General features: G+C 29.3%; 14 protein-coding genes. All 14 read left to right on the forward strand.

The features are described 5' to 3' along the window. Complete coding sequence (gene mutS / locus T434_RS0105015) at positions 1-2,523, forward strand: DNA mismatch repair protein MutS (RefSeq protein ID WP_026400164.1); 2,523 nt, start codon at positions 1-3, stop codon at positions 2,521-2,523. Between the two features lie 7 nt (positions 2,524-2,530). Then, positions 2,531-4,225 carry a DNA mismatch repair endonuclease MutL gene (gene mutL, locus T434_RS0105020; RefSeq protein ID WP_162150752.1) on the forward strand — a complete coding sequence of 565 codons (1,695 nt, stop codon included), beginning with the start codon at positions 2,531-2,533 and terminating at the stop codon, positions 4,223-4,225. After that, positions 4,222-5,067 (forward strand): tRNA (adenosine(37)-N6)-dimethylallyltransferase MiaA, encoded by an 846-nt coding sequence (miaA, locus tag T434_RS0105025; protein WP_026400166.1) that lies wholly within the window; start codon positions 4,222-4,224, stop codon positions 5,065-5,067. The genes mutL and miaA overlap by 4 nt, the downstream gene beginning before the upstream one ends. A 3-nt stretch (positions 5,068-5,070) precedes the next feature. After that, entirely contained in the window at positions 5,071-5,562 is a 492-nt protein-coding gene (locus T434_RS07105) for a shikimate kinase (RefSeq protein WP_162150753.1), read from the forward strand. After that, positions 5,559-5,984: a type II 3-dehydroquinate dehydratase gene (locus tag T434_RS0105035; RefSeq protein ID WP_026400167.1), complete on the forward strand. Its 426-nt coding sequence runs from the start codon at positions 5,559-5,561 to the stop codon at positions 5,982-5,984. The genes T434_RS07105 and T434_RS0105035 overlap by 4 nt, the downstream gene beginning before the upstream one ends. A 35-nt stretch (positions 5,985-6,019) precedes the next feature. Continuing rightward, positions 6,020-6,577: an elongation factor P gene (gene efp, locus T434_RS0105040; protein WP_026400168.1), complete on the forward strand. Its 558-nt coding sequence runs from the start codon at positions 6,020-6,022 to the stop codon at positions 6,575-6,577. Between the two features lie 113 nt (positions 6,578-6,690). Then, positions 6,691-7,422, forward strand: coding sequence for a pseudouridine synthase (locus tag T434_RS0105045; protein WP_026400169.1), 732 nt, complete (start codon positions 6,691-6,693; stop codon positions 7,420-7,422). Positions 7,423-7,472: 50 nt separating this feature from the next. Continuing rightward, a complete protein-coding gene (gene cmk / locus T434_RS0105050) occupies positions 7,473-8,132 on the forward strand; it encodes a (d)CMP kinase (RefSeq protein WP_026400170.1) in 660 nt (219 codons plus the stop codon). Between the two features lie 2 nt (positions 8,133-8,134). Next, positions 8,135-9,529, forward strand: coding sequence for a S1 RNA-binding domain-containing protein (locus T434_RS0105055; RefSeq protein WP_026400171.1), 1,395 nt, complete (start codon positions 8,135-8,137; stop codon positions 9,527-9,529). Between the two features lie 17 nt (positions 9,530-9,546). Next, positions 9,547-10,863, forward strand: coding sequence for a ribosome biogenesis GTPase Der (der, locus tag T434_RS0105060; protein ID WP_026400172.1), 1,317 nt, complete (start codon positions 9,547-9,549; stop codon positions 10,861-10,863). After that, entirely contained in the window at positions 10,853-11,848 is a 996-nt protein-coding gene (locus tag T434_RS0105065; RefSeq protein ID WP_210997123.1) for an NAD(P)H-dependent glycerol-3-phosphate dehydrogenase, read from the forward strand. Before der ends, T434_RS0105065 begins: the two co-directional genes overlap by 11 nt. Before the next feature lie 74 nt (positions 11,849-11,922). Then, a complete protein-coding gene (locus tag T434_RS0105070; RefSeq protein WP_026400174.1) occupies positions 11,923-12,198 on the forward strand; it encodes an HU family DNA-binding protein in 276 nt (91 codons plus the stop codon). Between the two features lie 167 nt (positions 12,199-12,365). After that, positions 12,366-13,322 carry an ankyrin repeat domain-containing protein gene (locus T434_RS0105075; RefSeq protein ID WP_026400175.1) on the forward strand — a complete coding sequence of 319 codons (957 nt, stop codon included), beginning with the start codon at positions 12,366-12,368 and terminating at the stop codon, positions 13,320-13,322. Positions 13,323-13,512: 190 nt separating this feature from the next. Beyond that, positions 13,513-13,701, forward strand: a 189-nt coding sequence (locus tag T434_RS0105080) for a hypothetical protein (RefSeq protein WP_026400176.1), incomplete at its 3' end; no start/stop codon positions are given.

A 13,701-nucleotide genomic window follows, 5' to 3' on the forward strand; every position in this document is an offset into this window, starting at 1 on the left:
ATGAAAGATACACAAAAATATACCCCAATGATGCAACAATATTTAAGAATAAAAGAAGACTACGCTGATGCGATAGTCTTTTTTAGATTAGGTGATTTTTATGAAATGTTCTTTGATGATGCTATTGTTGCTTCAAAGGTATTAGAAATTGCATTAACATCTCGTGATGCAGGTGAAAAAGTTCCAATGTGTGGAATACCTTATCATGCATCTAAAGTTTATATTCAAAAACTTATTCAAAAAGGATTTAAAATTGCCATCGCTGAACAGGTTACTGAACCTGGTAAAGGACTTGTTGAAAGACAAGTTGTTAAGTTCATTACACCGGGTATGATTCTCGAAGATGGTATTTTGGATGCTTCAAGTTATAACTTTATTGGTGCAATTTATCAAACAGAGTATGGCTATATTCTTTCTTATGCCGATATTTCAACCGGAGATACGTTTTTACTTGATGGACTTAATAAGGATAATCTATTAAGTGAGGTTAAAAATTTAAATATTAGAGAAATCATCTTAAAAAACTTAAGTGATAAACAATTGATGAATTTCTTTAAAAATGAAAACATTGTTGTTTCAGAATTTAAAAATGATGAAATTATTTATCAACCATTACTAAAAAATTTAAACGAAAAAGTTCAAAAAGAAGCTGCAAGTTTACTTCTTAACTATCTTTTTGAAGAAAGTAAACAAGAATTACGTCATTTATTACCTTTTACAGAAACAAAAATAAAAAACTTCATGCATTTAGATCACCATGTATTAGAACATTTGGAATTAGTTGAATCAATGAGCGGAAATCCAAAATCTACTCTGTTATATTGGCTTGATCAAACAAAAACTGCAATGGGGTCTCGTTTATTAAGATACTTTTTAACACACCCATTAACCGATATTAAAGAAATTGAGTCAAGATTAAATTATATTGAAGCATTTCAAATCTACGAACCACGTCAAGCATTAGAGGATGCTTTACGTGAAGTTTATGACATCAATCGTCTGGTTGGTCGTATTGCATCTTTAAATGCAAACGCACGTGACTTAGTTCAACTTAAAAACACTTTAAAACAAGTTCCTAAAATTAAAGAAGCGTTAAATAGTTATCAACATCCATTATTAGATGAATTAAATCATTCAATGGATAATCATGACACTTTATTTGAATTATTAGATAATGCATTAAAAGAGGATGTACCAATTTCAGTTAAAGAAGGCGGTATGATTAAAGAAGGTTTTAACCAAGAACTTGATGAATTAAGAATGTTAAGTGAACATGGTGAATCTTGGTTAAATGATTATTTAGAAACTCAAAAAGAATTAACAGGAATTAAAAATTTAAAAATTGGTTATAATCGAGTCTTTGGATATTTCATTGAAGTATCTAAAGGAAATATTCCACTTATAAAAGATGAATATGGATATATCCGTAAGCAAACATTAGCAAATAATGAACGTTATATTACAGAAGAACTTAAAACGTATGAAGATAAGATACTAAATGCTAAAGCTAAAGCTGAGAAGTTAGAATATGATATATTTGTTGAGTTAAGAAATGAAACAAACCAAAATTTAAGTTCACTGCTAGCTTTAAGTCAAAATATTGCAAAAATCGATACTTTCTTATCTTTAGCAAAAGTAGCAGACATGTATCGTTATGTTAGACCACGTTTCAACCAACACCATTATGTAGAAATTGAATCTGCAAGACACCCTGTTGTAGAACGTCATGTTGAATTTGTATCAAATCATATTACGATGAAACCGAATGAAATATTTATTTTAACTGGTCCAAATATGAGCGGTAAATCAACATATATGAGAATGTTTGCAATTATGGTTGTTATGGCACAAACTGGTATGTTTGTACCTGCAAGTAAAGCGGATTTACCAATTTATGATGCAATATTCACAAGAATAGGTTCAAGTGATGATATTGCTGGTGGTAAATCAACATTTATGGTAGAAATGGTTGAGGCAAATGAAGCTTTACAACATGCAACAAGCAAATCTCTAATTTTATTTGATGAAATTGGAAGAGGAACTGCAACATACGATGGTATGGCATTAGCCCAAGGTATGATTGAATATATCCATAATGATATTAAAGCTCAAACATTATTTTCAACACATTATCATGAATTAACTAAATTAAGTGAAGAATTAGAACATGTAACAAATCTTCATGTTAAAGCAAAAGAAAATAAAGATCAAATGGTATTTTTATACCAAATTGAAAGAGGACCTAGTGATAAATCATATGGTATTCAAGTTGCAGCATTAGCAAATCTTCCAGAAAAAATTATTAAACGTAGTAAACAAATTTTAAAAATATTAGAAAAAGAATCTCAATATAATCAAGTAGATTTATTTACATTAATGGAAGAACCAGAAATTGAATATTTAATTCCAAATGATGTCAAACAACTTATTGAAGAAATTTCAAATATTGATACTGATCAAATGACACCAATTGATGCATTAATTAAATTAAAGTATTTACAAAATTTATTAAAGAAAAAGTAGTGATGATATGAATCAAATTAAAATCATGGATCAAGCATTATCCAATTTAATTGCAGCAGGTGAAGTTGTAGAGCGTCCTGCTTCAGTTATTAAAGAATTAATGGAAAATGCTTTAGATGCTCATGCCACTTATATAAAGGTTGAAGTTAAAGGTTTTGGATTAGAACAAATTATCGTAACAGATAATGGTATTGGCATGGATAAAGAAAATATGAAACTAGCTATTTTGCCACATGCTACATCTAAAATTTACACAAAAGATGATTTGTTAAGTGTTAAAACATTAGGCTTTAGAGGAGAAGCATTACCTTCAATTGCATCTGTTTCAAAACTAACAATTCAAAGTCGTAAAGAAGATTCTGAAGGGTACTTTATAAAGACAGTTTATTCTAAAGTGGATGATGAAGGTTTTATTGGTATGAATGTCGGAACCAAAGTGATTGTCGAAGAATTATTCTTCAATGTTCCTGCAAGATTTAAGTATATGAAATCTGAATATCAAGAAAAAAACTTTATCATTGCTACATTTGAAAAGATTTCTTTATCATATCCAAATGTAAAGTTTGAACTTATTATGGATGATAAAGTTGTAAAAAGTACATTAGGTAATGGTTCAATTAAGGCTTTAATTGAAAATATTTATGGTAGAAAATATAGCGAAGATTTAAAAGAAATTCATCAAACAATAGGCAAAATACATGCACATGCATATTTACTTAGCCCAAGATTTTCAAAACCAAAAAGAAATGATGTAAATATTTTTATTAATCATCGATATGTTAGAAACTATGTTTTAGAACAAGCCATTATTGAAAGTTATAATACACTGGTGATGACACAAAAATATCCGATTGCACTTTTGTATTTAGATTTGGATCCAACGTTAGTTGATGCAAATGTCCATCCACAAAAAATGGAAGTTAAACTTGCAAATGAAATGATGATTGCATTCCAATTAAAACCATTTTTAACAGATGCTTTAAGATCACATAGTTATAAAATTGTTGAACCGTTAAAAGAAATTAAAAACGAAACATATCAAGTACAATCATTAGATTTTGTTTTTGAAGAATCTAAATTACTAAATGATAATTTAGAGGAAGTTTTTAAAGAAGAATCTAAAATATTAATGGATAAAATTCCTTACTTTGAATATATAGGTACTTTATTAGGAACATATTTATTATTCCAAAATGATGAAGGGTTATTTTTAATTGACCAACATGCTGCTGAAGAGCGTATTCGTTATGAATATTATGAAACTAAAATTGGTCAACTGAAAAGTGATAGTTATGAACTTATCATACCTTTAGATTTAGCATTAGATATAAAGGATTTGGAGATTATTAAGCATTATCGTGATTTATTAAAATCATATGGATTTGAATTCCGTGATTCACATTTAATCAAACATCCATTGTGGTTAAGAGAAAAAGAAGTTGAAATGGCTGTCAAAGACATTCTTAAACAACTTGATGATGAACACGATATAAAATTAGATGTTTTAAGAAATCATTTAGCTAAAGATATATCATGTAAAGGTGCTATTAAAGCAAACCATCAATTATCTAAAATAGAAATCGATGAGTTAATAAAAAAATTAAGAAAATGTCAAAATCCATATACTTGTCCTCACGGTCGTCCAGTTTTAATTAAAATTACACAATATGAAATAGAAAGAATGTTTAAACGTATTGTATGAAAAAAGTGATTGCTATTGTGGGACCTACGGGTTCTGGAAAAACAAAATTATCAATTGAACTTGCAAAATATTTAAACACTGAAATTATTAATGGTGACTCTGTTCAAGTATATAAAGAGTTAAATATTGGCTCAGCTAAAATATTAGAGGAAGAAAAAGAAGGTATTAAACATCACTTACTTTCAATAAAAAATGTGGGTGAATCTTACACTGTATATGATTTTCAAAAAGATGCAAGAAATTTAATTGAAAAAATTGAATTGCCACTTATTGTTGGTGGTTCAGGGTTATATATTAAAAGTGCATTATATAATTACGAGTTTAGTCCATATACAACAAAAGATATACAAGTTTCAATCGATGAAATGATTGAAACTATTAAAAAATTAGATCCAAATTTAAATTTAGATTGGCAAAATGAAAGACGCGTTAGAAGTGCTTATAAATTAGTTATTCATGGCGATAAAAGAAGTGAAAAGAATAAACATGATGAACCAATTTATGATTTATTTTTAATTTATCTTGATATTGATCGTAGCGTTTTAAAAGAAAGATTAATTTATCGTTTAGATCAAATGATTGAAAAGGGATTTATTGAAGAAACACAAACTTTAATAGAACATGAATTGAATATTATCGGATATCGAGAATTAAAATCATATCTTTTAGGTGAAATAACATTAGAAGAAGCTAAAGATAAGATTATTAAAACAAGCATGTCGTTTGCGAAAAAACAAAAAACATGGTTTAAAAATCAAATGCATCCTAAAATGTATAACGCATTGGATCCTAATTTATTAGACGTTGTTATTCGTGATTTGAAGCAATTTTTAGAGGAATAGATTATGAATATATATTTAATTGGTATGCCAGGTAGCGGTAAATCAACAATTGGGAAATTATTAGCCAAAGATTTATCAAAAAATTTTATAGATTTAGATCATAAAATTGAAGAAAAATATGGGTTATTTATTGATCAAATTATTGAACAATATGGTGAAAAAACATTTAGAGAACTTGAAACCGAAACACTTAAAAATTTAAATGTTACGCATACAATTATTTCAACTGGTGGTGGTATTGTCACGATAAAAGAAAATAAAAAATATATGGATGGATTTGTCATTTATATAGATACACCACTTGAAATGATTAAAGCAAGATTAGAAAATAGTTATCAACGCCCACTATTAAAAACAAAGTCATTAGATGATTTGTATGATGAAAGATTTTTAAAATATCAAAGTTTTGCAGATATCATTATTTCTAATCGAAATTCTATTGAACTAACGATTGAATCGATAAAAAAAGTGTTAAAAGAAAAGGGGATAATATGAAAATTGCCGTTATTCACGGTCCTAATTTAAATATGTTAGGAAAAAGAGACCCAAAACATTATGGTTCATTAACATTAAGTGACATAGAGAATAATTTAAAAAGAGACTTTAAAGAAGTTGAATTTATATTTTTCCAATCAAATCATGAGGGGGCAATAATTGATTTTATTCAAAATCTTAAAGCAGATGCGCTTATTATTAATCCAGGTGCATATACACACACTTCAATCGCAATCCGTGATGCATTAGAAACAATAGAATTATTTAAGGTAGAAGTTCATCTTTCTAATATTTATGAAAGAGAGGACTTTCGTAAGATAAATTATGTAAAAGATGTTGTTAATCAATCATTTTATGGTAAAAAATATGAATCATATTACGAAGCGTGTCAATATATTGTTGATAAAATGATGAATTTATAGTAGAATATTAAAGGTTAAAAAAAGGAGAATCAAATATGGTATCTACAAGTGATTTTAAAACAGGTTTAACAATCGCATTAGATGGTCAAATCTATGTTATCTTAGAATTCTTACATTCTAAAACTGCTAGAAGTGGTGCTTTAGTTACTACTAAATTACGTAACTTAAGAACAGGTGGTATTATTGAATATACATTTAAATCTGGCGATAAAGTAGAAAAAGCTCATATTGACCGTGTAAGTATGCAATATTTATATGCAAATGGTGACATGCATGTTTTCATGAACATGGAAACATATGAACAAATCGAAATACCTGCAGAACGTATCGAATATGAACTTAATTTCTTATATGAAGGATTAATGGTTGATATTAATCTTTATGGTGAAGAAATTATTGGTGTTAACTTACCAGAAAAAATGGTTGTTGAAATTAAAGAAACTGTTCCTGGTGTTAAAGGAGATACTAAAACTAACGCTTTAAAAGATGCGTGGTTAGCTTCAGGTTTTTTAGTTAAAGTACCTATGTTCGTTGATACAGGTGACAAAATTATTATCAATACAACAACTGGAGAATACGTTTCAAGAGCTTAAGTAGAAAGTAGAAAGACCTTTGGTCTTTTTATTTATGATTAAATACCAAAATAGCATTTATATAAGTACATTTATCATGATTAAATATGCTATAATTTATGGGGGTGCATAAAATGGAAAGATTATCTAAAGTTATCGCTAATTCAGGATATACATCAAGAAGAAATGCGGAAAAATTAATTCAAGAAGGCCGTGTCAAAGTCAATGGCAATAAAATAACTGAATTAGGTTATAAAGTATCCCCGTTTGATGAAATCCATGTTGATGAAATTAAAATTGAAAAAGAAGAGTTAAGTTATATTTTAATTAACAAACCAACAGGTTATTTATCAACAATAGATGATCATTTAAAACGAAGAACAGTTAAGGATTTATTGGGTTTAGAAGAAAGCCGCCTACATTTATTTGCCACACACAAATTAGAATATGATATGGCTGGTGTTTTAATAATGACCAATGATGGAAACTTAACAAAGAGTTTACAATTTGCGAATGACAAAATTGAAAAAGAATATCTTATTCGTTTAAAAGGTATCATGATTAAAGAAAAACTAAGAAAACTTAGAAGTGGAATTCAAGTTGAAAATCAAAAAGTTAAACCTATTGATGCACAAATCTTAGAGCTTGATAAAAAAAATCAATCTACTTTATTAAGAATTGTTGTTACAAAAGAGACCCATAAAGATATTCGTAAAGCGTTATTAATTTTAGGACATGAAATTAAAAACTTTACGCGTATTCGATATGACTTTATAACTTTAGATGGCGTAGAACGCGGTAATTATCGTATGTTAAAAATTCATGAAGTGAAAAGATTATATCGCGATAGAATGATATCTCAATAGAATTTAATCCCTAGATTATGGTATAATGAATTTGATATGGAGGAAATTTTATGGCTAATTTTCAAGTTGCCATTGATGGTCCAGCCGGAAGCGGAAAATCGACCATCTCAAAACTGATTGCGGATAGATTGCAAATGATCCATATTGATACTGGTGCAATGTATCGTGCAGTAACTTTACTAGCAATTGAAAAAAAGATTAACTTACATGATGAGAATGCTTATCAGTTTTTAGAATCCGTGAATATTAGTTATCGCGATAATAAAATCTATATTGATGATAGAGATGTAACTGAAGAAATTCGAAGCAAAGAAGTAACAAATAATGTTTCATTGGTCTCATCATTTCCATATGTAAGAAATCAACTTGTTGAAATTCAAAAGAAAGCAGCTGAAAATGGTCGTATAATCATGGATGGAAGAGATATTGGAACAGTTGTACTACCAAATGCTGATGTTAAAATATTTCTAACAGCTAATGTTGAAGAACGAGCAAAACGTCGTCAAAAAGAAAAGATGCTTAAAGGACAGCATATTCAACTTGAAAAATTGGTTGAAGAAATTACAATCCGTGATATTAAAGATTCAACACGTAAAGAAAGTCCATTAAAAAAGGCTAAAGATGCTATTGAAATTGATACAACAAATTTAACAGTTGATGAAACAGTAGATAAAATTATTGGGCTGATTATTTCAGCAAAAGGAGTTTAAAAATGAACGATTTTATTTTTCCAAAAGTAGGTCAAATCATTGAAGGCGAAGTCTTCATGGTTAAAAAAGAAGTTGTCATCATCACATTAGGTGCAGCAACTGAAGGAACGATATATGCAGAACACTTTGATCAACCAGCACCAGCTGACTTAAGAAAAGTTGTAAAAGTTGGTCAAAAGATTCGTGCTAAGGTGACAAGTGTATCAGAAGGAGATGACTCATCTGTCATTCTTTTATCACGTCTTCCACTCCTACAAGAAGAAAGATTAGCAAAAATTAAAGAAATTGCTGATAGTCAAAAACGTGTTGATGCAATCGTAAAAGGATCAAACGCTAAAGGTCTTACATTAGATTATGAAGGATTTGAATTTTTCTTACCTTTTACGCTATTAGATTTTGAATTAAAAGATAAAATAGATTCATTAATTAACAAACCATTAACTGTTGTTTTTGAAGAAGTTAAAAAAGAAAATAAAAGATTAAAACTTATTGCTTCAAGAAAACCAATTTTTGAAGAAGAACGTTCAAGACAACAAGAATTACGTCAACAACAAAGACAAGATGAACTTGATAATATCCATACAGGAGATGTTATCGAAGGTGTTGTCGATGTTATCGAACCACATGCAGCATTTATTAGATTTAACCATGTATCTGGTATGTTACGCATTTCTCAAGTTTCACATCATCGTATCGATAAAATTGATGATGTATTGAAAAAAGGCGATAAAGTAACAGTTAAAGTGATAAAAAAAGAAGGCAATCGTTTAGATTTATCTATTAAAGCTTTACTACCTACACCATTTGCTCAATTCAAGTCTGAACATAAAGTGGGCGATAGAGTTAAAGGTGTTGTTGTTTCTAAATTACCATTTGGAGTAATATTAGAAATGGCTAAAGATGTTAAAGGATTACTCCATAAAAATGAGTATTCTTGGAACCCTAAAGATAACTTTGATGCATACTTAAAAATTGGTGATGAAATTGAAGTTGCAATTCTTTCAATAGATTCTAAAAATGAAAAGATATCATTATCAAAACGTGCTATTGAATATAATCCATGGAGTAAGTTAAATCTACGCCTTGGTGAAGTGATTCAAGTACGTGTTGAAAAAGTTACAAATGACGGTATTTATATTTCATATGAATCAGTTGATGGATTTATTCCAGTGAAAGAAGCTCATAATGATCCTAAAGTAAATATTGCTGATCACTACCAAGTTGGTGATGTTGTTGAAGCAAAAGTGATTGAGTTTGATAAAGAAGGCTGGAATTTAAAATTATCAGTTAAAAAATTATTAGATCAACGTGAACGTGCTGAATATGAAAAATATTTAGGCGATCAAGAGGAAGAAACAATTAAATTAGGCGATTTAATTGATTTAGAAAAAAAATAAAGAAGAAGGTTTTTTAGATGCCATTTACAGTAGCTATTGTTGGACGTCCTAATGTAGGTAAAAGTTCCTTATTTAATCGAATTGTAGGTGACAGAGTCTCAATAACAGACGATGTTGCTGGTGTAACTAGGGACCGTATTTACGCCCAAGCTGAATGGTTAACTAAAAAGTTTAGTATCATTGACACAGGGGGCATAGATATAGGCGATGCCCCTTTTTTAACTCAAATTAGAGAGCAGGCAGAAATTGCTATGGATGAAGCGGATGTCATCGTATTCGTTGTTGATGGTATGTCAGGTCTTACAGAAAGTGATTATTATATAGCAAAACAACTTTATCGAACTGAAAAACCTGTTATTATCGCAGTTAACAAAATTGATGATTCTGTTCATGCACATAACGCTTTTGAATTTTATTCATTAGGATTTGGAGATCCAATTGCAGTTTCCACACATCATGGTATTGGTATTGGTGATTTACTTGATAAAGTATTATCTTTTATGAAAAATGATCGATATCAAGTGGATCAAACAAGCATTTCATTCTCAATACTTGGAAGGCCAAATGTTGGTAAGTCAAGTTTAGTGAATGCTATTTTAGGTGAAGAACGAGTAATTGTATCACCTATAGCAGGTACAACAACTGATGCTATTGATACACCATTTACAAAAGATAAAGTTAAATATACCGTTATTGATACTGCAGGTATTCGTAAACGCGGTAAAATCTATGAAAATCTTGACAAATATGCATTACTTCGTGCAATGAGTGCACTTGAAAGAAGTGATGTCGCTTTACTAGTTTTAGATGGTGAAGAAGGTATTGTTGAACAAGATCAACAAGTAGCAGGTTATATCATGGATTATATGCGTGCAGTTGTTATTGTTGTGAATAAGTGGGACGCAGTTGAAAAAGATTCAAAAACAATGAAAAAATTTGAAGAAAAGATTAGAGCACAATTCAAATTTTTACCTTATGCTCCAATTGTATTCTTATCAGCTAAAAAGCGTGAACGCGTTCATACATTGTTCCCAGCAATTCAATTAGCATTTGAAAATTATACAAAAGAATTATCAACCAAAATTATTAATGAAACTTTACAAGATGCGGTTGCAATGAACCCACCAGCAATCCACAATCGTGGTAAAGCTAACTTCAGTTATGCAACTCAAATAGCTATCAAGCCACCTACGATTGCAATTTATGTGAATGATCCGGAATATGTTCATTTTTCATATGAACGTTATTTAAAAAATCAATTTAGAAGTGTTTTTGATTTAACTGGAACACCTTTAAAATTACAATTTAGAAAGAAGGATGCATATGAAGATTAGTATTATTGGTGGAGGTTCTTGGGGAACCACACTAGGTCAAGTTTTAGTAGATAATAAGCATGAAGTTTTAGTTTATGATATTAATCCAAAAGCTGTTGAGTCAATTAATAATAATATTCATCCATTTTTTAACTTGCCGATTGAAAACATTAAGGCAACCAACAGTTTAGAAGAAGCATTAAATTATTCTGATTTATTAGTTTTAGCAGTACCTACTAAAGTAATGCGTGAAACACTAGTTAAAATCAATGAATTATCTACAAAACCACTTTCATTTATCAATGTTTCAAAAGGTATTGAACCTGAAACTTTATTAAGAGTATCAGAAATTGTAGATCAAGTTATAGAATCATCAAAATTAAAAAATTATGCAGCATTAACTGGCCCTTCACATGCTGAAGAAGTAATTGAAAGAAAATTAACCGCTTTAACAGCTGCAAGTACAAATTTAGAATTTGCAAAATTAGTTCAAGAATTATTCAGTAATCAAGATTATTTAAGAATATATACATCAGATGATCTTATTGGTTGTGAAGTTGGTGGTGCAATTAAAAATGCTATTGCTATTATTTCAGGTATTATGACTGGTTATGGTTTAGGTGAAAATGCTCGTGCTGCATTAATTACTCGAGGTATATTAGAAATTGTTAGAGTTGTTATTGCAATGGGTGGTAAACGTGAAACAGCATTTGGTTTAACAGGTATTGGTGACTTAATTGTCACTGCTTCAAGTTTAAATTCAAGAAACTTTAACGCTGGTTTACGTATTGGTCAAGGAATACCTGTCGATCAAGTATTAAGTGAATCAAAGATGGTTGTTGAAGGTGTAAGAGCTATTCAAGCAGCTAAAGATTTAGTGAATAAAACAGGCATTGAATTACCAATTATTGAAATTGCATACGAAGTTATATTCAATCATATGAGTGTAGAAGATGCAATTAAATCTCTACTTTCTAGAGAATTAAAGGTAGAAACTATCGAATAAATAATTTTTTTATTGATTGTAATAAGATTTTTTATGTGTTATAATCGTTTTATCTAAAGGAGGATAGTTTAATAATGAACAAGACAGAATTGATTGCGTTAGTAGCAGATAAAGCTGGTACAACTCAAGTTCAAGCTGAAGCAGTTGTTAATGCTTTTACTGAAGTTGTTTCTGAAACACTTGCAAAAAGAGGGGAAAAAGTAGTTGTTACTGGATTTGGTACATTTGAAGTTAGAAACCGTGTAGCCAGAAAAGGTAAAAATCCACGTACAGGTGAAGAAATTGTTGTTCCTGCACAAAAAACTCCAGCTTTTAGAGCCGGTAAATTATTAAAAGACGCTGTTAAGTAATTTTGCATCTTTGAATATAAATATAATGGAATATTTAAAGAAACTTATGACTGATTTCTAAATAGTAGATCCATAGGTTTCTTTTTTTTATGTTTTTTCAAAATATGAATGATTTCAATAAAAACTAAAAATTAAGGTATAATAGACATAAAGAGGGAGGTATTTCAATGGATCTGTTTAAAAGCGCCTTTGAGAATGATATCCAGTTTCTGCAAAGTAATCTAGATTATTTAGGAAGAAAAGATGTCAGAGGTAAAACCTTACTTCATTATGCAGTTTTAGGTTCAGCCGTAGATGTTGTTGATTTTTTATTAAGTCAAGAAATTGATACAAATATACAAGATCAGTCTGGTGAAACAGCCTTATTTGATTGTGCAAGAAAAGGAAAATTGCTAATTGCCAAAAAACTAATTAGTAAATATGCAAAATTGGATATCAAAAATAATAAGAATGAAAATGTTTTGCATTTGGCTGCACATAAAGGTGATTTGGATATGGTTAAATTATTTGTTGAAAATGGATGCCCAGTCAATGAAAGAACCATTGAAGGAAAACTTCCAATTCATTATGCTATTTTAGCAGGACATCGCCATATTGTTGACTATCTTTTAGAAGTATCCGATGTGAGTATGTTTACCCTTGATTCAAACCAAAATACCTTTCTACATTATGCAGCTCGTACAACAAATGTTCAAATGATTAAGTATTTTTTAGATGAAAAGTTGGATCCTAATCAGCTTAACGATAGTTTCGAAACACCTTTATTTTTGGCTGTTCATTTTGGTACAAAAGAAACTGTTAAAATATTATTAGAGTATGGAGCATATATCGAAATTAAAAATAGAAGATTTGAAACACCCAAAATGATTGCTAAAATACATCAAGCACACGATATTTATGAATTACTAATAAGTGTTGAAGAAAGTCCTAAATATAAAAAAAGAATTGAAGATCAATTATTAACTGTTTGTGTATTAAACAGAGATTATGATGCATTAAAGAATGCTGTTGAAAAAGGGTATCGATTAAAAAAAGACCAACTCAATTTAACGGCCTTAGATTATGCAATAAAATATAAATTAACTGTTCATATCAATTTATTAAGAACAATTATCGATCAATAAAAAAGCTATAGTCTGAATTTGAACTATAGCTTTTTATTTTAGGTATATAACATATATGGAGGTTTACGATACCCAATAACTTATTGGGAGGTCTACCTCCATATATGTTATAGGTGGATTTTATTGTTTAAAAATAAAGGAGCTGTCTTATAATTGTAGTTAGCTGTAACGTAAATTATAAGGAGGCCCCATGCATGATAATATTATACAACTATTATTCTTAGAATCAATCAAAAATAGAATTGAACATCTTGAAACTCATAGAAAAGATGGAAAATTGATTATTGACATCAGATTAAAAAAAGATCATATTCAATGTTTAATATGTCAAGATCAAATGAAGTTTCATAGTTACCGTTTAAAACAAATCCATTATGGC

The organism is Acholeplasma equifetale ATCC 29724 (genome assembly GCF_000687735.1).
In the GTDB taxonomy this organism is placed as follows: domain Bacteria; phylum Bacillota_I; class Bacilli_A; order Acholeplasmatales; family Acholeplasmataceae; genus Acholeplasma; species Acholeplasma equifetale.